Raw genomic sequence first — 26293 nt, 5'->3', positions numbered from 1 at the left:
GTGGCTTTATCCCCTGTCCAGCGCGGATGCTGCGGCCCGGGGCGCGGCCCGCCGACCTGCGGCACGGGCTTGGGCGGGGTACTACGCGAGCATTCCCCCTGATAGCGTGGGCGAAAGTGCTACTGGGAGGGAGCGAGGGTGGTTGACGTCCGGGTGCTCGGTTCATTGCGGGCAAGTACGGCCGGAAAGGACCACCCTCTCGGAGGGGTGAAGCAGAGGGCGTTGCTGGCTCACCTGGTCATCGCTCGCGGGCGTCCTGTCCCCGCGAAGCACCTGATCCGTGCGTTATGGGAGGACTTCCCGCCACGTGACCCCGCGCACGCGCTACAAGCTCGCGTCTCGCGGTTGCGGGCGGCATTCCCGGCTGAGATTAGCTTGGTCGACGGCGGCTACCGGCTGGATCCAGTCGAGGTCCACACCGACTCGGCTCGCTTCGAGGAGCTGTGCGACGAGGGGCAGTGGCTGCTCGCAGACGGCGAACTCACGGACGCATCCGAATGCCTGCATATCGCGCTAGCGCTTTGGCAGGGGTCAGCATTTACTGGGCTACTCGATTTCGCGGTACCAAGCGCGGAGGCTGCGCGCTTGGAGAAGATGCGCGTGGCCGCCGTCGCTGATCGGATCGATGTCGACCTCGCCCTCGGCCGATGCGTGGAGGTGATCGCCGAGTTGCACGCCCTGGTGGAGGAGCAGCCATTCGCTGAGCGGCACTGGGGCCAACTGATGGCGGCGTTGTATTGCGACAATCGCGCCAACGAAGCGTTGAGGGTGTTCGCCGGTGCGCGGGCTACCTTTGTGGATGGCCTTGGCGTGGAACCTAGCAACGCCCTGGGCCGCCTACACGTGAGCATCCTTCGCGAGCAACCTCCCGCATCCTTGATGCGTCTGTCAGTTTCAGCTACCCCGGGCAACACATCGACATCCGGTGCCCAGTCAAGCGCTCCTACGCAGCCCACTTCGCTCTCCTCGAACCACCCGGACGCGTTGGTGGAATTGTTGCGCAGTTACCGGACGCTGATACTCACCGGTCCCGCAGGAATTGGCAAGACGCACCTGCTTCGCGCTATCAGCGCGCATTTCGAGGCGCAACACTTCTCCGCGACCGTCCTGGGCGCCAGTTCGCTGAGCCGCCAGGTCCCGCTCGGCGTTTTCGCAGGCTCGGGTGCACTGATCTCCCCCCAGTGGACCACCCCGGCCACGCTGATAGATCAGTTCTCGCGGCATCGTTCCAAGACAGTGCTACTCGTGGACAACGTCGGGCAGCTCGACGAGGCCTCGCTGTTCGTGGTCACTCAACTCATCCGCACCTCGCGGATTCCCACCATCCTCACAGCGCGCAGCCTGACAGATGCGCCGCCGGAGATTCAGGCGCTTTACGACGCCGGGGACCTGACTGAGGTTGGGGTCGATGCCCTCACCCCTGCCGATGCCGAGGAACTCGCCGCGCACATGCTCGGCGGGGCACTCGTCCCGGGCGCGCGTTCCCAGGTGTTCGCGGCGGCAGGGGGAAACCCGCTGCATTTGCGGGAGATCATTGCTGCGTCGCGCGACGAAGGTCGCCTAGTGCGCACGGGGACCACTTGGGAGCTTCACGGCGAACCGGCGTCAACACCCAGGCTCACGCAGCTAGTCGGGGAACGCTTCAGCTCACTCGATGACGCGGGGATGGAAGGCGCGGCGAAGCTGGCGATCGCCGGCGAGTACCCTGCCGACGCGCTCGGCGATGCCTCCCGCAGGTCGCTCGCCAGGGCAGGGGTGGTGGAGTATTCCACGGCGGGCTGGTTGCGGTTGTCGCACCCGCTCGACGCACAGATCCTTGGTGCGCGGATCTCAACCATGCTGTGGCGCGACCTCACCATCGAAGTTCTCGATGTGCTCCTCAGTGACGTCACGGCGGGGCATCCTGTTGCACGCCGTCGTGCCCACATCTTGGCCCTCGACCTAGACCAGCCGATCGACGCTGAGTCCACCATCTCCGTGGCCAGGCACGCGCTGGGAACCTTCGACGAGCGGCTCGCGTTACGCGCCGCTCAGGCAGTGGTGGCGCAGGACCCGCGAAACGCCGAGGGTCATCGGTTGATGGCGGAGGCGGCATCGGCGCTCGGCAGGTTCGATGTCGCGGAGGAGTCGTTCGGTGAGGCCTTCCAGACCGCCAGCACGGACTCACAGCACGCGGAAGTCGCGCTGGCAAGAGCCCGCCACCTTGGCGTCAGGTTGCACGATGCTGCGGGTGCGCTCGCAGTGATCCAGCGGGCAATGGGGTGGGTGAGTGACCCCGAAGAGTTGGGGCACCTCCGCCGCGACAGCGTCCGGTGGGCCGTGCTTGCCGGACAGGCCGGCGAGGAGGTGGCTATCCCCACCGGGGGTCCCGACGTCATGGTGGCCATGGGGTTGATCACAGCTGGGATGTCTGGAGTCATTACGGGCCCACTCGACGACGCGTTGTTCGCGCTTGCTCGGCTCGGCCACGTGCCCGCGGAGACAATCGAACTCGTGCCGGGTGGTGCCGACCTCGTCCTGTTGACCGAGATCATGGCGGTGTCGAACTCTGGTGACATGGCGGCGGCTCGGTACCGATTGGAGATTGCCATTGCCGACGCGGAGTTGCGTGGCGCCGAGTCGCTGGGGGCTTGGGAGTACGCGCTTGGGTTCACAGAGCTGTTCTCGGGCAGTGCGGAACGGGCTTATGGCCTGGGGGTGTCCGCATGCACGCACCTGGAGTGGCGCGATATTGCCGGCTTGCTGCCCGCGGCCGGGGCGCTGACGGCCGCTGCCGCGCACGCGAGCGGCCGCACGGCACTGGCTGAGGAGCATCTCGATGCGATTCCAGGGAAGGCGGACGGCGACCCAAAGGTGGTGATGCTGCGGGCGTGGAAGGATGCGTGGCAACAAAATGCCGAGGGTCACGACGCTCTCGCTACCGCAATCCTGCTCGATACGGCCCGTTGGTTGCTCACGGCCCAACACAACTACTTTGCCGCTCTGCTCGCGCATTGTGCGGCGCGCATCGGGCTGGATGTACGTGGAGCGGTTGCGGTGATCGAGGAGGCAAAGTCGGTGACGGGTGGCGGACTGGTCGAAATCTTCTCGCGCCACGGCGGGGCCACAATCGCGGGGGACGCCGCAGCGCTAGATGAGATCGCGCACGATGCCCGGGAACTCGGCATGACTTCTACTGCGACCGACACCTGGCTTTCTCTGCTGCGATTACCAGGGAATGGTGAAACTGCCACGAACCGTGCGAGCCGACAGCGCTTGGCCGTCGACGAGCTGGCGGCACAGACACCCGCGATGGCGCTGTGGATGCAGACGGAACCGGGCGTGCGCGCGGCGATCCTGGGCTAGTTCCGGTACCTCGGTAGCCAATCCCGTTCGCCTACGACGCCCCAGCCCTCCGACGAGTCCATTACGGCGTCTGAACCGCGAGGGTCAGCGTGTTGTCCGCTGAAGAGTGAAAGTCGATCTCCCAGTCGGGGCCTTCCGCCGTCACGCTGCCTCCAGAACTGTCCTCCAGTGTGTAGCCAGCGTCTTCAAGATTTGCGGCGTAGTCCTCCACGGGGGTCTCGGTGTGGTCCGCTAGTTCCAGCAATATGCTCCAAAACTGGAAGTCGCCGTCTGACGACCCGATGGTGTGCGAGCCCGTGTATGCGGGCAGGGGCACGTCGTTGGGGAACCCGTCGGGCAGCTCATCGGCTGGGGAGTCGGCGGCGTCCGCTGGGTCCGACGCTTCCAAGTCCGCCGTATCCGTCGCTTCGCCATTGGTGGCGGACTGGGTGGCCGCAGCGGCGTTCGCCGGTGAGACTTCCTCGGCGGTGCCGCTACTGCAACCGGTGAGAAGTAGCCCACCGATTAGCGTGGCGCTTACTAGGACGCGGGCTGAGGCGTTCGAATTCGGGTGAGGGGATGGCGTCGACATCTGGTGGTCCTTTGGTTGCTGGGGTGGTGCGCAGGCGTTCAACTTCAGTCTTGCGCCACGCGCTCACAGACGGCTCACGCGACTCACATCGCGAGCCACGGGCGGCCGATGCGCTTGACGGCTCCCTAGCCGGCAGGACAGTGGTTTAGTCGCCGCTAGGTTCTGTGAGCGTGTTGTGAGCGCAGGGGGGAAGAGTGGCGCACGGACATCGACCACGAGCACAAGCACAAGTAACAGAATCGACGGGAGCAAGGCGTTGACATCTTTGGCGACGAGGACGGGAAGAACGGGGAGCGGGCGCGCTCTTCGAGGATTGATCGCCGCGGGGGCGGTGGTCGGGTTAACGCTGTTCGGCATCGCTCCGGCTGCTTACGCCGCCGACGGCGACGAGGTGGCGCTCGATGCTGCGTTGTTGGCGTGCGTCAACGAATTCCTGGGCAATGGACCAACATCTGACCCAGTGACAGAGTTGGAAGCGTCAACCGTGACAGTCATAGCTTGCGGGCAGAGTACTGTCAGTTCGCTCACGGGGCTGGAGTACTTCACCAACCTTGAAGTGCTGGACCTCAACCAGAACTCCGTGTCCGACGTCAGCGCGCTGACGAACCTGACTAACCTCACGGATCTATATCTGGCGTACAACACCATTGGTGACATCACTCCGGTATTGGACTTGCCTGCACTCGAACGTCTCTCCTTAAGTGGCAACGGTGACCTAAGTTCAAATCTGGTCGATATCGGCGAGCTCACCACATTGACCCATTTGAGGCTCGGTGCCAGTTCCATCTCGAACGTGGCCTCGTTGGCAAACCTGACTTCGCTCGAGCAACTGGATCTTAGGAGCAACTCTGTCAGCAACGTAACGCCGCTGGCCAGTCTCACGATGCTGGACGATTTGAACCTCACGCACAACTCAATTTCGGATATTTCTGCGCTGGCGAGCCTTACCGTGCTCTCCACACTGGGCCTGTCTCGGAACCAAATTGTAGACTTGAGCCCTCTCGAGACCATGCCAATTGCGCTCACTGCAACTGACCAGGAAGTCGACTTGGGTGTGCTTACTGTTGGTGTCGCGCAACCCAACCCAGTTCGCAACGCAGCCGGAGTACCTGTCGTCCTTGATGACTTCTATGACGCAGTGTCGAACACCTTCACCCCCACAATGGCTGGCCTGGGCTCAACGGAGTGGCATAACGGGCCTTCCTTCGACGGGACTCTGAGCTTCAATTCCGAGGCGCAAGTTGTGTTGCCAGATGATGGGTTGCGCGGATGCGTGAACGAGGATCTGAGCCAGGGCGCGGATGACGCCATCTCCGTGAGCCAGGCCGCGAGTATCACGGACCTCGATTGCTCCAGTTTGGGAGTTGTGGACCTGTCTGGCATTGAGGCGCTCACCTCGCTCGAGGGTCTGATGCTCGACGACAACGACATCACCGACGTCACCGCCCTATCCGGACTGCCCGCGCTGAGGTTCTTGAGCCTCGGCAACAACGCCATCACTGACGTGGAGCCCTTGGGTACCATCACGACTCTCCAAGCGTTGCTCCTTAGTAGCAACGACGGCACGATTGACCTCAGCAAGTTGACGCCGCTCACCGGACTGCTCAATCTGGAACTTGCGTCAAACGGCATCTCGGACGTGAGTGAACTCGCTGTCTTGGAGGACTTGATCTACCTAGTGCTGCTGGACAACGACCTCACCAGTGCAGACCTCGCAGACCTGGCCGGGCTGACCGCCCTGGTGGGACTGGACCTAGGTAAAAACAACCTCACTAAAGTCAACGCATTGGCGTCACTCACACAGTTGGAATTCCTTTACCTCGACAACAACGCGATCGTGGACGTCAGGCCCCTTAGCGCCATTGGCGTCGCGCTTAGCGCCCAGGGCCAGGTGGTCGAACTCGGCGACCTCGCCATCGATGTCGACGTGGCGAACCCGGTTATTCAACTCAATGGAGACGCCATACCGCTCGACAGCCTGTACGACTCGGCGACGAACACGTTCACGCCAATCGCGTACGGGGCTGGTTCCACCACGTGGTCCAACTCCGACCACAACTTCACCGGGACGCTGAACTTCACCGTGCCTGAAGAGACCCTTACCGACGGCGGGGACGATGGCACCGACACCGACACCGACACCGACACCGGCACCGGTACGAACGTGGGCGACCCCTCCGACTCCACGCTGGCACAGACAGGATTCGACGCGACGAGCGGTGGAATCGCCGCAGCGGGCCTATTGCTCGCGGGCGGAATGATGATCACCCGCACCCGCCGCTTAACGCAGTAGGTTCGGCGGGCCCGTTAGGGGCTACACAGACATAGGTAAGGCCCGGATCGTGAATCGATCCGGGCCTTACCTATTGCAGGGGGTTGTTGAACTTCGCCGTCAGTCGGTCTGAGGTATGACGGTGTAGCCGACCAGGCTGTCTGCGTCAGAGTCCCCAGGCAGTACTGCGACTATGACGCTCCAATCTTCATCGGAGAAGCCGCCGCCTTGCAGCGCCTCGTTCCACGCGCTGCTTTCCTCCCAGCCACCAAAGGCGGCCTTAACTTGCTCTGCGACGGTCACGGGATCCGTGTCCACAGCGATGGAGAGCACAAAACCGTCACCGTCGCCCTCGTCGCCGGCGATCTTGGTGCCTACCACGATGTCGCCGTCAACCAGCGGAATGGCATCGGGAAAGCCCTCGGGGAGCGAGCCAAACTCAACGTCTGCGCCGGTGATGTCCTCGACGATCGCCTCCCCACCATTTTCAACGACCGCGTTGCCAGCCTTGTCGGCCAGGTCGTTGACGGGGTTGGAACCACAGCCCGTGAGTGTGATCCCAAGGGCTACTGCTCCCGTCACCATGAGTGACGCGGTCCGAAACTTGGTTGACTCCATTGCTGCTCCTGCCAATAGTGTGGTGCGTTTTGCGACGCGAAAATATGAGTCCACCACAGCCCGCTCACAACTCACTCACATATACCAATGGCATTGTCGCCGCCCGCGCTGATTTTGTGAGCGCGCTGTGAGCGGGCCCTGATCTGATGGGATCACTAAAGCGAAATGACACAGGAGTAAACGATGAACAAGATGACTGGTCCGGCGCGAAGAGGATTCGCGCTCGCGGCGTTGTCTGTCACGGCAACATTGATGCTCGGGGGTTGCGGTGAAAAGCAGGACGAGTCGGAGGCGGTCGGGGAAAGCGGAGCCTTCGAGTCCGCCGCCCCCGACGCGACGGAGACCGCGCCAAGTCCGACCGCTCCCGCAACCTACGAGCCGACGTCGCCACCGGCCCCGAGCGCCTCGGCGGGGGATCCTCCCGAAGTGGAACTCGCGGGAAAGGAATGCCTGCCGGGCAACTGGATCCTCGACAACAACGAGTTTGGCGCGCTAATGTCCGCTGCCGCGGGTAGCACGGTCAGCGAACTTACGGGAAATGTGATGGTCACGTTCCGCGAGGACGGGACCACCAGCACCTCCTACGACGAATGGACCTACGCACTCGTAGTTGACGGTAGCCAACTGACTCTGTCCAAGAACGGGACTGACCACGGAACATACCGGGTCGCCGCGGACGGCACCATGTCGATGGTCGACACGGACCTATCCTCGGTGAGCCAGATGGAGCTTGAGGTGGATGGGTCGCCCGTCATCAATACCGTCCAGTCCGAACCGTCGGTATTTGGCTCAGCAGCCTTCACGTGCGCCGGTGACGAACTGACCGTCACGGCGGACGGCGCCACGACGGTCATGCATCGTGAGCACTGACGCACTCGCATCTGAACTGAAAATGGAGAAACTCATGACGAGATCCGGCGGTCCAGCTCAAACGGGAATCGCGATTGCGGCACTATGCCTCACGGCGACGCTGGTGTTGGCGGGTTGCGGCGAAAACGTGGACGACGGCGCCGCCGGCACATCGGTCAGCCCGTCCGCGACTCCCACCCCGGAGGCGACCTCGCTCGAGGCCGGCGCGGCGCCCGGCGCGGGAGGCGACGCGGAAAATGGCCCCAGCGACACACCGGCGACGACCCCTGAGCCCTCCACTGCTCCCCAGCAGGGCTCCGAGCGGGACTACCCGACCGGGGACCAGGTGGCGATCGCCGACTGCCTCCCCGGCAACTGGATTCCTCACCGCGAGGAATTCGCCACGATGATGGCGGGCGATACCACCAAGCTCGTCACCGGTATCGACGGCAACATGTTTCTGTCTATCCAGCCAGATGGAACCGTCAACACCACATACGAGAACTGGACCTACACGTTCACCGTGAAGACGGCGACAGTCACGATCGTCAAGGACGGCATTGACGAAGGCGAGTACACGGTTGCGGATGACGGCGCCATTGACATCACCGACACGAACATCGACTCGACCACGGACGCGAGGATGACCATCAATGGCACTGAGATGGCCCAGGTAATAGAGCCCCAACCGTCCGTGTTCTCGCTCGCGACCATCTCGTGCTCTGGAGACGAGTTGACGGCGTCAGTGGGGAGCCAGTCGGCAGTCCTGGGTCGCGAACACTGATTGCGGGCACATGTGGCGCATGCCCGCGGGGCGTCCTTCGAGCTATCCCGATGCGGACAGGGGGCTAAAGCTCGGGTTTGGCCTTCGCCTTAGTTTTGCGCGCGGGACGCAGCGCCGCGGTGGCGGTGATGAGGTCGTGCAACTGTGCGGAGTCCTCGAGCAGGTCCGCGTCCACCACGCGATACATCTTGGAGCCGGGGTACGCCTCGGCCTCCGCCATGCCGTCCGATGCGGTGGTCGGGCTGAGCAGCATGGTGTCGTCGCAGACGAACGCCACGACCTTGTCGTTGCAGTAGACGCAGTACTCGCCGAACATCGCCTTGACGCTCACGTCCAGAGGCTCGAGCTGTTCGAGGATGTGGTCCACGGTCTCGCGCGAGGTGCTCATCCTCCCAGGTTAGGCCTCGAGGTAGGGATGAGGGCGTTTGCACCGGCAAAGCGGATTGTGGTAGACGGCGTACAGTGGGCACCTCACCCACACCCTTAGCGGGGACCTCTCGTTGAACCGGCCTTGCCGCTGGGACGATTCCGTCGCCTCCTCTGAGCTATCTCGAGGACGCTTCATGTACCCCGCACCGGCCGCGCGCATCACCCGAGCGAGCGCATGATCGCGCCCCGCATCGAGATCGACCTCACCAAGGTCGAGGAGAACACCCGCACGCTGGTAGAGAAACTGACCAAGCGCGGCATCGAGGTCACGGGCGACACCACCGCCACGCTGGGCTCGCCCGACGTGGCGCGAGCGATGCTCCGGGGTGGAGTCAAGCGGATCGCCGACTCCCGCGTGGACAACCTCGAGGCGCTCAGCGAGGCTCGAGTCCGTGCGCCGATGATGCTCCTGCGCGCGCCTGACCCGGTGTGGGCGGACCGCGCGGTTGCTTGCGCCCACGTCAGCATGGTGAGCGACATGGACATTGCCCTCGCCCTGGCGGCGGCGGCGGGACGGCGCGGGTCGGACCACGGAATCGTCCTCACCGTCGAACTCGGCGACCTGCGCGAGGGAATCATGTCGCGCGACCTGCTCGATATGGCGCGGATTATTTCCCGTACCAGGGGCCTCAAGTTCGCCGGCATCGGCGCCAATCTGGGCAGCCGCAGCGGCATCATCCCGGGCGACGACCAGATGCAGGAACTCACGGGGCTCGCCGCGCTGGTCGCGGCGCGCACCGGGGTGCCCGACCTGCTGGTGACGGGCGGCAACTCGGCCAACCTCGGCTGGGCGCTCTCCCCCGCGCGCGTCGGCGCCGTGAATGACCTCCGCCTCGGCGAGGCGATCCTGTTGGGAACCGACCCGGTTACCGGCACTAAGATCGACGGGCTGCACACCGACGCCTTCACGCTGATCGGGGCCGTGATCGAGTCAATCGAGAAGCCGTCCTCGGCGTGGGGCCCCACGGTAGATTCGATCAACGGCCGGCCGACGCCGGCACGCGATCGCGGAACTATCATCCAGACCATTGTCGCCGTGGGCGAGCAGGACGTGCGGGCGGACGGCCTGCGCCCACCCGCGGGAATTACCGTGCTCGCCTCGAGCAACGACCACCTAGTGCTCGAGACGCCCACCCGGCTGGTGGCGGGAACCGAGCTCCGCTTTGGGCTGGATTACCTGGGACTGGTGCGCGCCATGACGTCGCCGTTCGTTGCCGAGCGGGTCGTGTCAGTCGCCGCGGTAACCAAGTCGCGATAGCCCAAGGAGTCCGGTTCCGCCTGCGCGGCCGGCTCATCCGCATCGGCGTTCGGGGTGCCCTTGCCGGCGGGTAGTAGGAGCCCGATCAGCGTGGCGAGTACCAGGAACCCCGCGCCCACCCAGATCGCGGGGATGGCCGCGTCGGTGTATCCGGCGGGCGTGAAGGTTCCCCCGGAGCCGGTGAACACGGCGGCCAGGATGGCGATGCCGAGAGCGACTCCAACCTCGCGAACCGTGGAGTTGGTGCCAGACGCCTTGGCGTGATCAGCGCTGCGCATGTTGGCGAGGACGGCGGTCGAGGACGGCGCGAACACCAGACCCATGCCGATTCCGGCGAGCACGAACGCGGGGACCAGGGCCGAGTACGCGACGTCCGGGGACATCACCAGTGCCAGCCACGCGAGGCCCGCCGCCTGGAACGCCGTGCCGGCGACGATCAGCGTGCGGGTGCCGATGCGCGGCGCGAAGATTCCGCTGAGCGGAGCGACGATGAGCGGCATCATGGTCCAGGGCATCGTCAGGACGCCGGCCTCGAGCGGCGACTTGCCCTGCACCACCTGCATGAACTGGATCAGGATAAATATGGAGCCGAAGATGCCGATGCTGAACGTGAGGCCAACGCCGTTCGCCGCGGAGAAGCTGCGGTCGCGGAACAGCGCGAGCGGGAGCAGTGGGTCACGGGTGCGCGACTCGAAGGCGACGAACGCGATCAGTAACACGGCGCCGCCGATCAGCCCTGCGAGCACCTGAGGGCTGGTCCAGCCCGCATCGTTACCGCGGACAATTCCAAAGACAACACCGAAGACGCCCAGGCCAGCGAGCAAAGTGCCGACCACGTCGATGCGCACGCCCCGGCCCTTGGTTTCGTCGAGCGCCCAGAGTGCGAGGGGGATGGCGACGATGCCGACGGGCACGTTGAGCCAGAAGATCGCGTTCCAGGACAGGCCCTCGACCACGGCCCCACCGATGAGCGGGCCGGCAGCGACGCCGAGGCCGGCGACGCCGCCCCAGATGCCGATCGCGAGGTTCCGCTTGCTTGCGGGCACCGCGCCGGCGAGCAGCGCGAGCGACAGCGGCATCAGGGCGGCTCCTCCGGCTCCTTGGAGGGCGCGTGCGGCGATGAGGAGTTCGGGGGTAGTGGCCATCGCGCACAGTGCCGATGCGACGGAGAACAGCACGATACCGGCGACGAAGATGCGCCGACGGCCCATCCGGTCGCCGAGCGCGACCGCCATCAGGATCAGGCTCGCGAACGACAGCGAGTAGGCGTTGATCACCCACTGCAACTGTTCGATGTTCGCGCCGAGGTCCTGTTGGATCACGGGGAGGGCGTTGGTGACGACGAGATTGTCGAGGGTGGCCATGAACATCGGCAGCGCTGTCGCGGCGATGATCAGGCCAAGGGGTCTACGGGAGATCGTGTTCATGTGAGGACTTTCGTGACGGGCTGACGGTGGGAAGACGGCCGGGGAGGGGCCGCTGCGGTGAGAATTGTTCCGCCGCTGTTGTAATCACTTGATAACAACTAGGGCCCACCGTAGTAATTACTTGATAACCTGTCAAGATGAACAGCGAAAATACTTCACCGGTCGCATCGGCGCGACTGAGTGGCGAGGATCGGCGCGAGCAGATACTCCAGGCCGCGTCAGTAGTCTTCGCAGAGCGCGGCTACGCAGGCGGCACCACCGATGCGGTGGCCAAGCGCGCGGGCATCTCGCAGGCCTACGTGGTGCGCATGTTCGGCTCCAAGGAGCAGCTGTTCGTCGAGGTCGCGAACCGCGCCGGCGACCGGGTGGCGGTCGGCTTTCGGGGCGCCATCGCGGGATTCGACGGCACGGAAACCCCTCAGGAGAAGGAGGAGATTCTGGGTGAGGTGTATTCCGACATGGTCGCCGACCGCGGGATCCTTCTGGTGCTCATGCACTTTTTCACGCTCGGCCACGACCCCACCTTCGGACCCATCTCGCGCAGGTGTTTCCTGGACATCTACCGAATTGCCAGGGACGAGGCTGGCCTGGGCGCCGCCACGGCCACCGAGTTCATGGCGCGCGGCATGCTCATGAACACGATCCTGGCATTGCGCATCCCCGACGTGATCCACACCGAGCCTGACGCCGTCGAGCTGCTGGAGAACTGCGCGGGCCCGACCAAGGGAAGTCTCCTCAAGCGCCTCGAGGCGCTCGGGTAGCAGCGACTACGCGGGAATCGTAATCGTGACGGTGGTGCCATTCCCCTGGCTCGATTCGACCGTGAGGGTGCCGCCGTGGGCGTCGACTATCGCGGAGGTGATCGCGAGCCCGAGGCCCGCCCCGCCGGTCGCCCGCGTGCGGGAGTGGTCGCCGCGCACAAAGCGCTCCGTTGCTCGCGCAGCCATCTCGGGTGTCATGCCGGGGCCGTCGTCCGTGACCGCCAACGTGATCACGTCCTCCGCGCGCGAGACGTCGACCGCGACCGACTGACCGCCGTGCTCTGCGGCATTCGCGATCACGTTGATCAGGGCCTGGCGGAGTTTGTCCGGGTCGCCCAACGCACTGACCGAACCAATCGCCTCGAGCGTGAACTCCTTGTGGGGGTGAGCGGCGGTGGCGTCGGCCACCACCTCGCGCGCGAGGTCCGCGAAGTCCACCTCTACTCGCCCGAGGACGGGCTCCGCGTCGTACTTCGCGAGCTCGAGCATGTCCTCCACTAGGCGCCGCATCCGTGAGGCCTCCGCCTCCGTGCGCGCCCAGGCGTCCGTAGCGTCGGCCTTCTTGGCCAGAGCGCCGCGGCGGTACAGCTCGGAGTAGCCCAGGATCGTGGTGAGCGGGGTACGCAACTCGTGCGAGGCATCGGCGACGAACTCCCTCAGCCTTGCCTCCGAACGCTCGCGCTCGGCGAGCGACGCGGTCAGGGTGCCGATCATGGCATTCAGGCTGTCCGCTAGCTGGGCCGTCTCGGTCGAGCCGCCCGCGCCGTCCAGGCGCACCTCCAGGTCACCGTCGGCGATCTTGGAGGCGGCGTCGACCATCCTGCCCATCGGGGCGATGCCGAGCCGAATGACCCACCACGCGACCAGCGTCAGGCCCGCGAGCATCGCCATGATGCCGAACACCTCGATCAGGATCAGTCGCTGAGTGGCGGAGGACACATCGGCCAGGGAAAGTGCGGTGATGTCCCAGCCGCGATCGGTAGTGCGGACGTACACCCGGAAGTCCTCATCGCCCACGGTCGATGGCGCGTCGAGGTACACGTTGCCGCTCTCGGGCAGGTCGGCGATGTTGATCACCGGCGCGCCCGCGTCCATGATGTCGACGGTGGGGGCGAAGTACACGGTCATCGTGCCCGAAGAGTCGACGAATGCGCGCAGAACGTCCGAGGGGCGCGCGTCCGCGCCTTGCTGCGGCGGTAGCGGCGCGTCGAGCCGATCGGTGCGCGCGGAGTCCAGGGGTGCAACGCCGGCGAACGCGGAGAGCCGGTCGTCGAGTTGGCGAACCAGGTAGGTGTGGGTGGTCACGGTGACCGCGATCGCGATGATGACGGCGATCGCGGCAATCGCGGAGAATCCAATGAGGACCCGGGCGCGCAGCGATAGTCGCGCCGGGGCCCCGGTGCCGGGAAAGGTCATGAGGTCCTCAGCGTGTAGCCGACTCCGCGGATCGTGTGGATCAGGGTGGGCTCCACGTGGTCGACCTTGCGGCGCAGGTAGCCGATGTAGGTCTCGACTACGCCGGCGTCGTCGTCCGGCGCGTAACCCCAGACGTTCTCGAGCAGCTGGCCGCGACTCTGCACGCGACCGACGTTCTGCATGAGGTAGCGCAACAGGTTGTACTCGGTCGGGGACAGCGACACCTCGACGCCGGCCCGCGAGACCCGGTGCGATACGTCGTCGAGTTCCAGATCCGCGACGGTGTAGACGTCGGCGGCGCTGGGTTCGCGTTCCACGCGGCGCGAGACCGCCTCGACGCGTGCCACCAGCTCGTCCAGCGCGAACGGCTTCTGGACGTAGTCGTCGGCGCCGATGGTCAGGCCCTCGACCTTGTCCTTCGCGCTGTCCCGCGCGGTGAGGAAGATGATCGGGGTGCGGTCGCCCGCCTCGCGCAGCCGCCTGCACATGGCGAATCCGTCCACATTAGGCATCATCACGTCGAGGACGATCAGGTCAGGCTGCGACTCGCGGACGGCAGCGAGACCCTCGGCCCCGTCGGTCGCGGAAGAGACGTCGTAGCCCTCGTAGCGGAGGGCGGCGACGAGCATCGTGCGGAGGTTGTCTTCATCGTCTACGACGAGAATGCGGCGTGGTGACATGCCCCTAGTTTCACACCGATGGCTGGGGATTTGCTGAGAGTTCGCAAACAAATGACAAAGAGCCCACTCCCCAGCAACTCTGCGGCGGCTCTCAGGTAGTTCCCAGGTGGGGGCGGTGTCATAGAGACATCAAGCAAACCCGGCGCAAACACCGATGCCGTGGTCACCACCGAAAAGGATTCTCATGTCAGCCTTCACCTTCATTGCCGCGGACGTCGTGGCCATCGTCATCCTGGTCTTTGGCCTCTACTTCCCGCGACACCGTCGCCGCGACATGCTGGTTGCCTTCCTCTCCATCAACGTGGGCGTCATGGGCGTCACCTACGCAATGTCCACCTCGGACCTGTCGCTCGGGTTCGGCCTCGGCATCTTCGCCGTGCTGTCGATCATCCGCTTGCGCTCCACCGAGATGGGCCACGAGGAGATCGCCTACTACTTCACGGCGATCGCGCTCGGACTCCTTGGCGGCTTCCCGTCGGTGACGCCCTGGGTCAGCCTGACCCTCATGGCCGTGCTGATTGCCGTCATCGCGATCGGCGACCACCCCAAGCTCTTCGGCCGTACCCGTCAGCAGATCATGGTGCTCGACCAGGCCATCACCGACGAGGACATGGCGCGGGACCTGCTGGCCGCGATGCTCAACGCGACCATCCACCGCGTCGACATCCGCAAGGTCGATCTGGTGTCGGACACCACCCTGTGCGACGTGCGCTTCACCCGGCTGCCGGCCATCGACGGCCGCACCACCGAATCTGGCGACGCCCGCATCGGCGACGTGACGGACGGCGGCACCTACGCGGCTCCCATGAGCGGCGGCGCACGATGACCGCGCTGACGATGGCCCCCGCGTGGGCCGACACGGTCGCGGCTCTCGAGCCCATCTCGCTCGAGGAGCTCAACACCGAGGCCGCGCTGCAGACCCGAGTGGACCGCAAGTACATCGTTCCGGTCGAGCGGTGGAGCGAGGTGTTCGCGTCGCTCGGCGGTGACTTCCGCATCCTGGAACAGGACGGCCGTCGCGGGTTTGGCTACGAGTCCGACTACTACGACACTCCCGGCCTGGCGGCGTACTACGATGCGGCGCACCGTCGTCCCCGTCGCTACAAGGTGCGCACGCGCCATTACCTGGACTCGGGGCTCAGCGCGATTGAGGTCAAGCTGCGCAGCGCTCGCGGCGAGACGGTCAAGCACCGCGAGTGGCTTCCCACCGAGAGCGCACGCGCCACCCAGCTCTCATTCGAGTCACGCACCTTCGTGGGATCGTTCGCCGAGATCGCCAACGAGGTGGGTGAACTCAGCCGGGTGCTCACCACCTCTTACGAGCGCACCACCCTCGTAGGCGGCGACGCCCGCGTCACGATCGACAGCGGCGTCAGCGCCACCGGCGCGGATGGCCGCACCACGGGATTCGGCGACGCGCTCATCGTGGAGACCAAGTCCGCGTCGCGGGCCGGCTCAGTCGACCGCGCGCTCTGGGCGCACGGCATCCGCCCCGTGCGCGTCAGCAAGTACTGCACGTCGCTGGCGGCTCTGCAACCCGAACTTCCCTCCAACCGGTGGGCGCGCACCCTGCGTCGCCACATCGCCGATTCACCGACTTCCACAGTCGCTTACTAGCAAAGGAAACTGCCATGAAAAACCCAGCCTTGATGTTTGCCAGCCTGGTCGTAACCGGCGCTTTGGTGCTCGCAGGATGCTCGACCGACGCCACCGATTCGACCGAGGCCACCGCGAACGCGGCGACCACCGTCGTCGCCGACAGCGCCGCCGATTCCACGACGGTCGCATCAACCTCCAGCGTCGCGGAGGTCCAGTACGAGGACCTCGACATCAAGGAGATGGATACGGAGGTCGACGTCTCCAGGGCTACTCCGGTCACCCTCGCCGACGGCGCCTCCACCGGCGCCTCGGGCGTGAGTGTGGACGGCGACACCGTCACCATCACCGCGGGTGGCACCTACATCCTGAGCGGCACGCTCACTGCCGGCAGCATCGTGATCGACGCCGCCGACGAGGACGTGACCGTGGTCCTGGACGGCGTCGACGTGACAGCCGCAGGGGTCGGCGCCTTCAACGTGGTCGAGGCCAGCAACGTGCTGGTCTACCTCGCCGAGGGCTCGCATAACTCGCTATCCGATGCCGACGGCGCGGCCGTCGACGAGACCGACGAGGACGCGCCCAACGCCGCGATGTACTCCAGCGCGGACCTGTGGATCGCCGGCTCCGGAGAGCTCGCGGTCACCGGAGTCAACGACGGCATCACCTCTAAGGACTCGCTCGTGATCGCGAGCGGAACCGTGACCGTGACGGCCGGCGACGACGGCGTGCGCGGCAAGGACCACCTGGTGATCCTGGACGGCACGCTCACGGTCGACGCGGGCGGCGACGCGCTCAAGTCTGACAACGAGGGCAAGGAGGACGACCCCGACGCCGTGGTGGGCGTGATCTGGATCGAGGGCGGAACTCTCAACCTCAAGGCCGGATCGGACGCGGCCGATGCTGCGCGCCAGGTCACCATCAACGGTGGCGACCTCGAGATCGCTGCGGGCGACGACGGACTGCACTCCGACGCGGTGCTGCGCATCGCAGACGGCACCATCAACATCACGGAGAGCGAGGAAGGCATCGAGGGTGCGTACGTGTACCTGTCCGGTGGCGATGTCGTGGTGGTGGCAGCCGACGACGGCATTAACGTCTCGGGCGGACTCGAGACCTCCGAGGCTTCCGAGGCGGCGGTAGTCACCGACGCGGCGGCGACCACGACGGACACCCCGGCAGACGCTCAGATGGCCGGCGGCGGACAGCGACCGGGCGGCGACTCCATGACCACCGATCAGACGGCCGACGGCGGCAATAGCTCGGACCCGCGCACTTCGGTGACCGTCGCGACCGACCTGGGCGACGTGACGGTGTCAGATCTCGAGGACGGCGGCTTCGGGGGCCCGGCCGAGGAGGACAACGGCGACCGGTTCCTGGAGGTGAGCGGCGGCACGTTCATCATCGACACCGAGAGCGACGGCGTCGACGTCAACGGCTCGATGACCATGACCGGCGGCACCATCGTCGTGACGAGCACGTCGGATAACGACCAGGGCGCGATCGACGTCGACGACACGTTCACGCTCACCGGCGGCACGCTCGCCGCGAACGGTGCGTCGGGAATGGCCGTGGGGCCGGAGGCCGGGGGACAGGGGTCGCTCGGAATCATGTTCAGCCTGGCGCTGCCGGCGGAGACCGTCATCACCATCACCGATAGCTCGGGGAGCGACGTCGCCTCGTTCGAGACGTCCAAGGTCTCGCAGTCGGTGATCTACTCGTCCGCGGACCTGGTCCTGGGCGACGAGTACAGCGTGACCATCGGTGGGACCGCGTCGGGCACCAACATCGGCAACCTGATCGTGGACGGAACGTCGGACGGCGGCGTTGACGCCGGCACGGTGACCGCCCAATAGAGACGTGATGCACCGGCCGTCGGTTGACTGGCCCTCCCGCCGTGACGCCACCCCCCTAGCGCGGCCGGTGCATCCCGAAAACGCGACCACCGAAGTGATCCGGGTCCTGCCAGACCGGTGAGCTTCGGTGGTCGCTGTCGTTTCCGGCGCGGTCACCGCGCAGTTGCGTCGGCTGAGGCGCGTCCGCGGCGTGAGGCGGCCGTCGCCTCGTAGGCTGGCGCGCATGGCCGTGAATCAGAGTCGCCGGGCCCGCGCGGCCCGCAAGCGCTCCAAGCGGGTCGCCGCGGCGGACAACGACCTCACGCCCGCGCAGTGGGTCCAGATCCAGGATGCGTGGGGAGGCTGCGCGTACTGCGGCGCCGCCGCATCGGCCGATGCGGCGCTTCAGCGCGACTGCGTGCTCCCCATCTCGCGGGGCGGCCGCTACACGGTCGAGAACGTGGTGCCGGCGTGCCGGTCCTGCAACGCGAGCAAGTGCAACGAAGAGGTGACGCACTGGCTCCGGCGCAAGCGGCTTGATGAGGGTGCGTTCCTGGTGCGGCTCTACGAGGTCAACGCGGCCACGCGTGCCGGGCTCGCGGCGGCCGATGCGGCACCTGGGGTCGATGCTGTCGTGTCCGATTCCCGCTAGCGCTCGGGCGGTTGGGCAGGGCACAGTGGACTCATGACCACCGCGCCGCTCGACTTCGACACGTGCTACTCGGCGGTGTCCTCCTTCGACAAGCGGTTCGACGGTCAGTTCTTCACCGCCGTCCGGTCCACCGGCATCTACTGCCGGCCTAGTTGCCCGGCGCGCACGCCCAAGCGACAGAACTGCACGTTCTACCGGACCTCCGCCGCGGCGCACGGCGCCGGCTACCGCGCGTGTAAGCGGTGCCTTCCCGAGGCCGTCCCCGGCAGCCCCGAGTGGAACGCGCGCGAGGACGTCGCCGCGCGCACGATGCGCCTGATCGCTGACGGCGTGGTGGACCGCGACGGGGTCACGGGCCTCGCGGCACGGCTGGGCTACTCGGAACGCCAGCTCGGGCGGATCCTGAACGACGAGCTGGGCGCCGGGCCGCTGCAACTCGCGCGGGCTCAGCGCGCGCAGAACGCCCGCTACCTTCTCGTCGCCACGCCCCTGCCCGCGAGCGAGGTCGCCTTCGCGGCGGGATTCGCGAGTATCCGCCAGTTCAACGACACCATCGGCGAGGTGTTCGGGATGGCGCCCACCGCGCTGCGCGACCGCGCGCGGCTCGGCGAGCGCCCACTGGAGGCGGCGTCGCCCGACGGGCTCTCCGGCGATTCGTTGACCGGGCGGTCGGCTGGGCAGCCTGCCGTCGGCACCATCACGCTCAGGCTGCGGGTGCGGGAGCCGTTCAACGGCGCGCAGATCCTCGGCTGGCTGGCCAAGCGCGCCGTCGCGGGCCTCGAACACGTGGAGGACGCCGGCGGTCTTACCTACACGCGAGCCCTGCGCCTAGACCGAGGCGCGGCGGTCATGTCGTTACGGGCCCAGGACTGCGCGGTGTCCCTGACCGCGCGTCTCGAGTACCTCGACGACCTGCCTGCGCTCCTGGCCCGCACCCGCAGGCTGCTCGACCTCGATGCCGACCCGATAGCGATCGACGGCGTGCTCTCCAAAGACCCGCGCATCGCGGCCTCTGTCTCCGCGAATCCGGGGCTGCGCATCCCCGGTTCAGTCGGCGGCATGGAGATGCTCGCCCGCGCGATAGTCGGCCAGCAGGTCTCCGTCGCCGCGGCCCGCACGGCAGTCGAGCGTCTGGTCGGGGCGCTGGGCGAGCCGCTGCCGGACGCGCTGATGGGCCACGGCGTGGACCGACTGTTTCCCTCCGCCAACGTGCTCGCGGACTCCGCTCGCGACACGCTCACTGGGCCACTGGCCCGCCGGGAGGCGCTGGCTCGCGCGGCGCAGGCCGTCGCCGACGGCACGCTGTCCCTCGATGTGGCCCAGACCCGCGCCCAGCTGACGCAGGGGCTGGAGTCCCTGCGCGGCATCGGCCCGTGGACGGCGAACTATGTCGCGCTGCGCGTCCTGGGTAGCCCCGACGTGCTGCTGACGGGGGACTCCGCGGTTCGCGCAGGAGCCGCCGCCCTCGGGCTACCCGACGCACCCAAGGCGCTCGCCGAGGCCGCCGCTGCGTTCTCGCCCTGGCGCAGCTACCTGATGATGCACCTGTGGCGCGCCGCGTCACCCCAACCGAAGGAGACCTGATGTACGCCTACGAGAGCGTTGACACCCCTGACGGCCCGTTCATCGTGGTGGAGCGCGACGATGGAGTGGTGGTCGCGGCGGGATGGTCCGCCGACCCCGAGGCCGTCGCCGAACGGGCGGGGATCGAACCCGGCGCGGCACTGCCAGATTCCCTAGCATCGGCCGATGCCGTGCGGGCCTGGTACGCCGGAGCGCCCCTCGCGCTCGACGGGGTGGCGGTCGAGCAGTCGGGCACCGTGTTTCAGTCCGCGGTGTGGCACGCGCTGCGCCAGATCCCGGCAGGGCAGGTGCGTCGGTACGGGGAGGTCGCGACGGAACTGGGAAGCCCCGGCGCGAGCCGCGCTGTGGGGGCGGCCTGCGGGCGCAACGCGGTAGCGCTGTTCGTGCCCTGCCACCGCGTGGTGGGCGCGAGCGGCAAGCTCACCGGATTCGCGTGGGGCGTCGACGTCAAGCGCTCGCTGCTGGAGCGCGAAGATGTAGCGACCGCGCTCTAGTAGCGCGCTCAGGTTGCACCCGGTAGCGTCTTGGCTGTGACTACAGGTGACGTTGCCGAAACCCCACTGGAGGCCGCCGAGCGCCATGGCCGCCAGCAGCGTGAATACTTCGAAAAGTTGAGGCAGGAGCAGGAACGGGTTCATGCGCGCGTGCGCGCCACCTTGCGGGAGGTCATTCCCGGCTTGGGGGACAACCCGTTGGAGCCAAGTGAGCTCGCCAATTTCCTCGCGACACTGAAGGTAGCAGAGCGTAAGGCCTGGGGCCGTGACTTGGAGGTCTACGAGCTAATAGAGCAGGCCCACGCGGGAACAGCGAGGCGGGAAGGCGCGGCGCTCAGCGACGAGCGCAGGCAGCTTGAGATGCTGGAGACTGAGCGCGCGAAGGTCAGGTCTCTGGTCAGGGTCATCGCCTGTGTTGTGCCGCTAAGTGCTCTCCGCTGGCGTTGGATCTTCCCGGGCCGCCCCCTCCCGGCGGTGAACGCTCATCTCGACGCGATCATGGTCGCCTTGGAACTGCGCTCGCCCAGCGACCGTATCAACGTTACCGAAAGACTGATGGGCTCCAGGCGTGTCGCTCTGCAGGGCTGGATCATTGCTCGAGAGGCGTCGTTACGCGGCCTCATCCCGGTGCCGGCGTCCACGCGCTTTCGCGCCGGCTACCTCGCCTTGGTTACCAGGGCGCGTCAGCCGGCTGAACTGGCTCCGTACGGCATCAAGGGGAGCAATGACTGGCCGGCCTATGTCTCGCGGGTGCTGTCCGGCGATGAAGTTGAACCTGCTCTCGCGAATGTCCTTGGGGACGATGCCGCGCTCGGGTTGGTTGAGCGCGGCATCTATCCCTTGATTGGCAGCGCGATTGCCGCCGAAGTGGGCATCGGCGTCTTTGCCCGCCGCCCGATGCTCGATGCGGCCGTCGTGGCGATGGCAAGCCCCGGTGCTGACAGCGCGGGGGAGGTGAGTCGACTCACGTGGGAGTCGCTCCATCCAGACCCCCGCGAGTGTCGCCTACGCGCGGGGCTGCTTTGGTCGGTCGTGTCTCACGGAACGCCACGGAGCGTCCTGACGGCGCTCGACTCGCTCGCTACCTTCGAGCCGGCGGATTCCACTAGCCAAGACCAAGCACAATTCGGCACCGCGGCCGTGCGGGAGGCGCTGTCTTCTGCGGTGGCGCGCGGCACTAAAGCGAGTGCTTCGCGGGCCTGGGCAGTGGCGCAGGAGCGCCTCGAGGAGGCCGAACTGACGTCCGTTGCATTGGCCGCCCTTGAGCATCCTCACGTGAGCGTCGTGGGTGCCGGCCTCACGTGGCTTGAGGCGGCGAAGGACAGCTTGACCGCCGCTCAATTCGCAGCGATTCGGGAGGCGGAGACCGTCGCTCCCAAGCGCCTGGCGGCACGCTTCGCGACATTGACAGCATCGGGTCAGTCGGCCGCACCGCCCACCGTCGCCCCGCCCCGGCTCGCACTGCGTGAGTCCCGGGCAACGGAAGCGGTAGTGGCATGGGCTAGTGGCGAAGAGTTCGCCTCCGCTTTGGGTGATCTCGCGATTGGTGCTGAGCGTCCGGCGACTCTCGCCCTGCTGATAGATGGACTACAGCGCTGGGATGTGGCGGACTGTGGCGAGCACATTCGTGAGTCCGCAGAGGCGTATCTGGCCGCGTATTGGAACGAGGAGAGTTCTCAGTACGGCGCCATTCCCCGCGGCGCCTATGCCGCCATCTACGGCTGGGTCCGTGACCGCGGAACCATCAGATATCAGGGGAGGGACGCATTGGGCGACGGTCGCCCGCGCGGACCTTGGGAGCCGGACACCGAACCGCATAGGCGACTGCAAAGCTGGCTCGTACCTAATCCGGAGGCCTGGCTCCACGGTCGCTTGGTTGAAGCGGTCTGGCCCAGTCGCCAGCGCCGTCCCTCCTTTGACCTTCCCAGTAAAGAAAGCGGAGTGATCGAATTCGACCACTTGGTCGCCCGGCTAGCCGATGCGGAAGAGCGACTCGGCGACATTCGCATCGGGCAATTCGAGTGGTGGCACACGTTGAGCCGACTGAGCCTAGAAGGTGCCGAAGCGGGTATCGGAAATCTCGCGAAATTGAGGTCTGGTTATGCGCGAGACCTCGTGTCCTTTGTGCGTGGGGACCCGCAGCGCGACGTCGCCAAGGACGCCTGGCAACGACGACGTCTTGCGGTTGCGAACCCCGATTGGGGTGAGCAGCCGAGTGAGGGCTATTTGCGGCCTACCGCCGACGTGACTTATGAAGGCGATGAAACGGTGAACGCACGCGCCGACGTGTGGTGGCACCGTCGTGCCCGGGTCGACTCTCCGTCCCCGACCACCCTGGGGGTGGAGTCGGTGTATGTGCCTCGCGCCTACCAGCTGTATCAGGACGTGGGGTGGCGGCTGGTCTCGCAGCCGTTCACCCCCGAACTCGTCAGCGCCTGGCTCTTTCTTTGCACGGTGAACTGGGGTGGTGCGACTTTGCGGGTGGCCGGGCGTCCCGGAGTCCACAAGACTGGTGACGATTTCAGGGACCTTGCCGCCGCTGCGGCACTCAGGACATTACGGAATACGACGGATGCGTGGGGCCCTTGTGTGAGCGCTTACTTAGGTCGCATGCTGACGGGGCTTACCGCCCAGGACTCGATCGAAGTGATCGCCGAACTTCCCTCGCTGATTCATGCGGGACTCGACGGCGACGCGACTGGGCGAGCGCTCGGCAGCTTTGTCGGCAGGGGCGGTAGCGGGCTTAAGGGCGCCGGGATTCGATTGCAGGAGCTACTCGACGTCGGCGGCGATCCGCGGTGGGTGTGCGAGGTGGCCTCCGCAGTCGTAAAGGCCATGCCGGAGCCTCACCGCGACTGCTCGGCGCTCCTGAATGCTTGGGCAAGCGCAGCATCGGCCTTAATCGATTGGCGGCCCGAAGCAGGCACGCGCGAGGCTCTCGTGCCGTATGCCAGGGGGTCGTCCGGGCGAGCGCGAGCGGCTCGTGAGATCGCTGCGCGGTGCCGTTGATGGGTGTCGGTGGCGCACATAATGATGGAGCAATGGTGACGAAGTCGGCTGGACCACAGACAACTCTGAGTTACGTAGCGCCCTCGCGATTGGACGATGCCGGCTTGGGGCTATCCACCAGCGGTGGGCGAGCGGACCATCCGTATTTTTTCCGCGGCTTTGTCGATAACGCGGAGCAGGCGGCCCGCGCGTTACTCGCCGTCGCCGAGGTTTCGCAGAGTCGGTACTTCGACCTGTCCGCTCGCGCGGACATGAAGGACCCGGTGGTGACGTCTAACGTGTCAGCGCTCAGATTTGAGAGCTTCTCGGCATGCAACGGGGTGTACGCACGTTTCGATATTGACGCGGAGGGGTTTGACGCCGAATGGGTCGACTGGGGCACCACGAACGTAGACCTCAACGCGCCGGTGCGCCTGGCGCTCGCCGCAATAACCCCCGGTGAGGCCCTACGGCTCACTGTCGGGGCGGATGCCGTCGAATTTGAGACGCTGGGCGATGCCGTGGTCGAATCCAAGGTGCCGCTACCAGAACGATGGCTGAGAGGCTTTGCAGAAACACAGATTGCGGCATCGGCGATGCGACCGATTGTGCGGCTCTCGGGGGCTCAGGCGCGCATCGCGCTGCGCGAGTTTGCGCGGCTCAAGCTGTCGGAACGCACGCCGTGGGTGTCGTTCGCGGGACCTCGGCCCCTAGCGACGTCAACGCCGACGGATCAAACTCCGTGCTTGGTGGGGGGTCAACGAGTGGGGGCACTCGCGAGACTCTCCGGGTACGCCACGGGATTAACCGTGTATGCGCCGGAGCGCCGGCGCCGGCTCGGAATGGGGGGCAGCGCTGGACACGAGTGGGTGCGCCAGCCATCCGCTTGGGTTGTCGACATGGAGGGCGCGCGTTTTACGTTGGTAGTGTCGCCGGAGCTCTACCGGGGGTTCTCGGGCGAAGGCGCCGTGCTGGGGTCGTTGGCCAAAACACCTGAGGAGCAGGTACGCCGCGTCGAGCAGGAACTGCGCGGGCAAGCGATCCTGAACGTCGCGGATCTCGCCGCCGCCACCGGCCTCGCGTCGGAGCACGTCGAGGCCGCGCTTGCCGTACTGGGGGCCTCCGGGCGCACCGGCTTTGATCTTCACGCCGGGGCGTTTTTCCACCGTGACCTTCCCTACGACCGCACAGTTCTCAGCGAACTCCAACCGAGACTGAAGGACGCATGGCAACTGGTGTCCTTAGATGCGGTTACGGCCGCGGAGGGAGGAGGAGCGTTCGATGTGCTCTCCCGTGACTCCACGTACCGTGTGGTGCTGGGCGAGGTTGACCGGTGCACCTGCCCCTGGTTTGCCAAGCACCGGGGAGAACGCGGCCCGTGCAAACACGTGCTGGCCGCGGGACTCGTGGGCGCGGATGCGCTGAGCCGGTGATCGCCAAGGGCACGTCAACGCGTAGCCGTAGCGGCGCTCGTTTCCAATAGGGTGGTCTCGACTGCATACCCCAAGGAGACACCATGACCAGCGCGAACCACCCCAAGATCACCCGCGACGCCAATGGCGCGCCGGACGTCGACTTCACGGGGGCGGAGAAGATCGAGGGTCTCGTTGTCGAGGTGCACGAGCACGGCACGGGAGCGCCCGTCGTCGAGGGTCAGTCCATCACGGTGCACTACTCAGGCTGGCTGTGGGACGGCGCGAAGTTCGACTCCTCGTGGGACCGCGGCGAGCCCATCTCGTTCGCGATCGCTCAGGGCTCGTTGATTGACGGCTGGGTGGACGGACTCGTGGGCCTGCCTGTCGGATCCAAGGTGCTGCTCGTCGTGCCGCCCGAGTCCGGCTACGGCTTCAACGACATGGGCCCCATCCCGGCTGGCTCGACGCTGGTCTTCACGGTGGACATCCTCGCCGCCAACTAGGACTCGCGTACCGCTAGTGCTCCTTGAGGAAGGCGTAGTGCGCGGTGGAGATATCGCTGTCGTTTGGCTTGGGTAGCAGGCGCTTCGCCGCGACGATGATGCGGTGCAGCGCCTCGATGTACTCGTCGCTGGAGCCCATGCTCATGATTTGAACAACCTCGTCGAAGTAGACCTCGATCGGCCAGATGTGTAAGTACTCCTTGCCCGGCTCGAGCGAGCGAATGCCATCCGAGTACAGCGCGAAGTAGGGCTCCTCGCGGTGCAGTTCCTGGGGTAGGCCGATGTCGAGCACGCGCGCTTTTAGTGCGCGTACCAGGTTTCCCCCATAGATGACGATGCTTTCGCCATCATTTCCGCTCGGGATTCGGACATGTGTGCGCGCGGTGGCTACACCGGTGTCGATGAAGGCCGGCCACCCGTGGCTCATCCACTCGGCAATCAACTCGGGGCGCTTGAGTTCGCCCTCGGGAGCCGCGCTCGTGTCGACGGGCTCTATTGCGAGCGCGGCGTCGACTTTGGTGGTGTCGAGTTCGCGGTTCAGGGGCGTGATCGCGAGGAGAGTCTGGTCCCCGTTTCCGGACACGGTGTACACGTTGATCTCGACGAAAGGCCTCCCGAGCGAGGCCAGGTCCTCGTTGAACGACTCGGAGTCGATGTCCGAGTCGGCGGCGACCCGATAGTCGATCCCGGCTTGGTCGAGGGCGTTCATCAGCGGCGTCGTCGGCATGGCAACCACCTTATGGGAAGCGGCACGCAGGCGCGATAGCCTCGGGGTGACCCCTACCGCCGTGCCCAACCGACTCTCAAGGGAGGCTC

The 26293-nt window shown here is 66.1% G+C and carries 22 protein-coding genes; 15 read left to right on the top strand and 7 right to left on the bottom strand.

Translation table 11 applies throughout. From position 1 onward, the window contains the following. Positions 1-207: 207 nt before the first annotated feature. Complete coding sequence (locus tag ACQU6B_RS12730) at positions 208-3345, top strand: BTAD domain-containing putative transcriptional regulator (RefSeq protein ID WP_430867912.1); 3138 nt, start codon at positions 208-210, stop codon at positions 3343-3345. A 61-nt stretch (positions 3346-3406) separates the two neighbouring features. Here ACQU6B_RS12730 and ACQU6B_RS12725 read toward each other — a convergent pair whose 3' ends face one another. Continuing rightward, entirely contained in the window at positions 3407-3916 is a 510-nt protein-coding gene (locus ACQU6B_RS12725) for a hypothetical protein (RefSeq protein ID WP_430867911.1), read from the bottom strand. 313 nt (positions 3917-4229) lie between these two features. On the opposite strand from ACQU6B_RS12725, the gene ACQU6B_RS12720 reads away from it, so the two are divergent. After that, positions 4230-6209 carry a leucine-rich repeat domain-containing protein gene (locus ACQU6B_RS12720; protein ID WP_430867910.1) on the top strand — a complete coding sequence of 660 codons (1980 nt, stop codon included), beginning with the start codon at positions 4230-4232 and terminating at the stop codon, positions 6207-6209. Positions 6210-6308: 99 nt separating this feature from the next. On the opposite strand, the gene ACQU6B_RS12715 is transcribed toward ACQU6B_RS12720, so the two are convergent. Then, entirely contained in the window at positions 6309-6806 is a 498-nt protein-coding gene (locus ACQU6B_RS12715) for a hypothetical protein (protein ID WP_430867909.1), read from the bottom strand. Positions 6807-6989: 183 nt separating this feature from the next. On the opposite strand from ACQU6B_RS12715, the gene ACQU6B_RS12710 reads away from it, so the two are divergent. Continuing rightward, a complete protein-coding gene (locus ACQU6B_RS12710; protein ID WP_430867908.1) occupies positions 6990-7676 on the top strand; it encodes a hypothetical protein in 687 nt (228 codons plus the stop codon). A gap of 34 nt (positions 7677-7710) precedes the next feature. Then, complete coding sequence (locus ACQU6B_RS12705) at positions 7711-8439, top strand: hypothetical protein (protein ID WP_430867907.1); 729 nt, start codon at positions 7711-7713, stop codon at positions 8437-8439. Between the two features lie 64 nt (positions 8440-8503). On the opposite strand, the gene ACQU6B_RS12700 is transcribed toward ACQU6B_RS12705, so the two are convergent. Beyond that, a complete protein-coding gene (locus ACQU6B_RS12700; RefSeq protein ID WP_430867906.1) occupies positions 8504-8827 on the bottom strand; it encodes a TfoX/Sxy family protein in 324 nt (107 codons plus the stop codon). Between the two features lie 216 nt (positions 8828-9043). Between ACQU6B_RS12700 and ACQU6B_RS12695 the strand changes: the two genes are divergently transcribed. Then, the gene (locus ACQU6B_RS12695; protein ID WP_430867905.1) at positions 9044-10126 is read left to right on the top strand and encodes an alanine racemase; all 1083 of its coding nucleotides are present in this window, start codon (positions 9044-9046) and stop codon (positions 10124-10126) included. Here the strand turns inward: ACQU6B_RS12695 and ACQU6B_RS12690 are convergent. After that, the gene (locus ACQU6B_RS12690; RefSeq protein WP_430867904.1) at positions 10042-11553 is read right to left on the bottom strand and encodes an MFS transporter; all 1512 of its coding nucleotides are present in this window, start codon (positions 11551-11553) and stop codon (positions 10042-10044) included. The two genes, ACQU6B_RS12695 and ACQU6B_RS12690, sit on opposite strands and share 85 nt — an antisense overlap. Before the next feature lie 137 nt (positions 11554-11690). On the opposite strand from ACQU6B_RS12690, the gene ACQU6B_RS12685 reads away from it, so the two are divergent. Beyond that, the gene (locus ACQU6B_RS12685) at positions 11691-12314 is read left to right on the top strand and encodes a TetR/AcrR family transcriptional regulator (protein ID WP_430867903.1); all 624 of its coding nucleotides are present in this window, start codon (positions 11691-11693) and stop codon (positions 12312-12314) included. 6 nt (positions 12315-12320) lie between these two features. Here ACQU6B_RS12685 and ACQU6B_RS12680 read toward each other — a convergent pair whose 3' ends face one another. Together ACQU6B_RS12680 and ACQU6B_RS12675 are read right to left on the bottom strand one after the other, a co-directional pair. Beyond that, complete coding sequence (locus ACQU6B_RS12680) at positions 12321-13730, bottom strand: sensor histidine kinase (protein ID WP_430867902.1); 1410 nt, start codon at positions 13728-13730, stop codon at positions 12321-12323. Next, the gene (locus tag ACQU6B_RS12675) at positions 13727-14410 is read right to left on the bottom strand and encodes a response regulator transcription factor (RefSeq protein ID WP_430867901.1); all 684 of its coding nucleotides are present in this window, start codon (positions 14408-14410) and stop codon (positions 13727-13729) included. Before ACQU6B_RS12675 ends, ACQU6B_RS12680 begins: the two co-directional genes overlap by 4 nt. A gap of 184 nt (positions 14411-14594) precedes the next feature. Between ACQU6B_RS12675 and ACQU6B_RS12670 the strand changes: the two genes are divergently transcribed. From ACQU6B_RS12670 to ACQU6B_RS12630, 9 genes are all read left to right on the top strand, one after another. Continuing rightward, complete coding sequence (locus ACQU6B_RS12670) at positions 14595-15236, top strand: DUF4956 domain-containing protein (RefSeq protein ID WP_430867900.1); 642 nt, start codon at positions 14595-14597, stop codon at positions 15234-15236. After that, on the top strand, positions 15233-16027 hold the full coding sequence (locus ACQU6B_RS12665; protein ID WP_430867899.1) for a polyphosphate polymerase domain-containing protein: 795 nt from the start codon (positions 15233-15235) through the stop codon (positions 16025-16027). Before ACQU6B_RS12670 ends, ACQU6B_RS12665 begins: the two co-directional genes overlap by 4 nt. 14 nt (positions 16028-16041) lie before the next feature. After that, entirely contained in the window at positions 16042-17862 is a 1821-nt protein-coding gene (locus ACQU6B_RS12660; RefSeq protein ID WP_430867898.1) for a carbohydrate-binding domain-containing protein, read from the top strand. Between the two features lie 223 nt (positions 17863-18085). After that, positions 18086-18493, top strand: coding sequence for an HNH endonuclease (locus ACQU6B_RS12655; protein WP_430867897.1), 408 nt, complete (start codon positions 18086-18088; stop codon positions 18491-18493). A 33-nt stretch (positions 18494-18526) separates the two neighbouring features. Next, entirely contained in the window at positions 18527-20077 is a 1551-nt protein-coding gene (locus ACQU6B_RS12650) for a DNA-3-methyladenine glycosylase 2 family protein (protein ID WP_430867896.1), read from the top strand. Further along, complete coding sequence (locus tag ACQU6B_RS12645; protein ID WP_430867895.1) at positions 20077-20571, top strand: methylated-DNA--[protein]-cysteine S-methyltransferase; 495 nt, start codon at positions 20077-20079, stop codon at positions 20569-20571. Before ACQU6B_RS12650 ends, ACQU6B_RS12645 begins: the two co-directional genes overlap by 1 nt. A 36-nt stretch (positions 20572-20607) precedes the next feature. After that, positions 20608-23580 (top strand): hypothetical protein, encoded by a 2973-nt coding sequence (locus ACQU6B_RS12640; RefSeq protein ID WP_430867894.1) that lies wholly within the window; start codon positions 20608-20610, stop codon positions 23578-23580. Between the two features lie 32 nt (positions 23581-23612). Continuing rightward, on the top strand, positions 23613-24992 hold the full coding sequence (locus ACQU6B_RS12635) for an SWIM zinc finger family protein (RefSeq protein ID WP_430867893.1): 1380 nt from the start codon (positions 23613-23615) through the stop codon (positions 24990-24992). Positions 24993-25075: 83 nt separating this feature from the next. Then, entirely contained in the window at positions 25076-25477 is a 402-nt protein-coding gene (locus ACQU6B_RS12630; protein ID WP_430867892.1) for an FKBP-type peptidyl-prolyl cis-trans isomerase, read from the top strand. A gap of 13 nt (positions 25478-25490) precedes the next feature. Here the strand turns inward: ACQU6B_RS12630 and ACQU6B_RS12625 are convergent, their stop codons facing one another. After that, entirely contained in the window at positions 25491-26204 is a 714-nt protein-coding gene (locus tag ACQU6B_RS12625) for a hypothetical protein (protein ID WP_430867891.1), read from the bottom strand. Positions 26205-26293 lie beyond the last annotated feature (89 nt).

It is taken from the genome of Demequina aurantiaca (assembly GCF_050598105.1).
GTDB classification, from domain to species: domain Bacteria; phylum Actinomycetota; class Actinomycetes; order Actinomycetales; family Demequinaceae; genus Demequina; species Demequina aurantiaca_A.
This window is presented reverse-complemented; position numbering and strand designations above follow the sequence as displayed.

Excerpts from the sequence above, each read along its gene's own strand:
- ACQU6B_RS12725 (WP_430867911.1), bottom strand. The coding sequence starts at position 3,916 with ATGTCGACGCCATCCCCTCACCCGAATTCGAACGCCTCAGCCCGCGTC.
- ACQU6B_RS12715 (WP_430867909.1), bottom strand. The coding sequence starts at position 6,806 with ATGGAGTCAACCAAGTTTCGGACCGCGTCACTCATGGTGACGGGAGCA.
- ACQU6B_RS12710 (WP_430867908.1), top strand. The coding sequence starts at position 6,990 with ATGAACAAGATGACTGGTCCGGCGCGAAGAGGATTCGCGCTCGCGGCG.
- ACQU6B_RS12705 (WP_430867907.1), top strand. The coding sequence starts at position 7,711 with ATGACGAGATCCGGCGGTCCAGCTCAAACGGGAATCGCGATTGCGGCA.
- ACQU6B_RS12700 (WP_430867906.1), bottom strand. The coding sequence starts at position 8,827 with ATGAGCACCTCGCGCGAGACCGTGGACCACATCCTCGAACAGCTCGAG.
- ACQU6B_RS12695 (WP_430867905.1), top strand. The coding sequence starts at position 9,044 with ATGATCGCGCCCCGCATCGAGATCGACCTCACCAAGGTCGAGGAGAAC.
- ACQU6B_RS12690 (WP_430867904.1), bottom strand. The coding sequence starts at position 11,553 with ATGAACACGATCTCCCGTAGACCCCTTGGCCTGATCATCGCCGCGACA.
- ACQU6B_RS12685 (WP_430867903.1), top strand. The coding sequence starts at position 11,691 with ATGAACAGCGAAAATACTTCACCGGTCGCATCGGCGCGACTGAGTGGC.
- ACQU6B_RS12680 (WP_430867902.1), bottom strand. The coding sequence starts at position 13,730 with ATGACCTTTCCCGGCACCGGGGCCCCGGCGCGACTATCGCTGCGCGCC.
- ACQU6B_RS12675 (WP_430867901.1), bottom strand. The coding sequence starts at position 14,410 with ATGTCACCACGCCGCATTCTCGTCGTAGACGATGAAGACAACCTCCGC.
- ACQU6B_RS12670 (WP_430867900.1), top strand. The coding sequence starts at position 14,595 with ATGTCAGCCTTCACCTTCATTGCCGCGGACGTCGTGGCCATCGTCATC.
- ACQU6B_RS12665 (WP_430867899.1), top strand. The coding sequence starts at position 15,233 with ATGACCGCGCTGACGATGGCCCCCGCGTGGGCCGACACGGTCGCGGCT.
- ACQU6B_RS12660 (WP_430867898.1), top strand. The coding sequence starts at position 16,042 with ATGAAAAACCCAGCCTTGATGTTTGCCAGCCTGGTCGTAACCGGCGCT.
- ACQU6B_RS12655 (WP_430867897.1), top strand. The coding sequence starts at position 18,086 with ATGGCCGTGAATCAGAGTCGCCGGGCCCGCGCGGCCCGCAAGCGCTCC.
- ACQU6B_RS12650 (WP_430867896.1), top strand. The coding sequence starts at position 18,527 with ATGACCACCGCGCCGCTCGACTTCGACACGTGCTACTCGGCGGTGTCC.
- ACQU6B_RS12645 (WP_430867895.1), top strand. The coding sequence starts at position 20,077 with ATGTACGCCTACGAGAGCGTTGACACCCCTGACGGCCCGTTCATCGTG.
- ACQU6B_RS12635 (WP_430867893.1), top strand. The coding sequence starts at position 23,613 with ATGGTGACGAAGTCGGCTGGACCACAGACAACTCTGAGTTACGTAGCG.
- ACQU6B_RS12630 (WP_430867892.1), top strand. The coding sequence starts at position 25,076 with ATGACCAGCGCGAACCACCCCAAGATCACCCGCGACGCCAATGGCGCG.
- ACQU6B_RS12625 (WP_430867891.1), bottom strand. The coding sequence starts at position 26,204 with ATGCCGACGACGCCGCTGATGAACGCCCTCGACCAAGCCGGGATCGAC.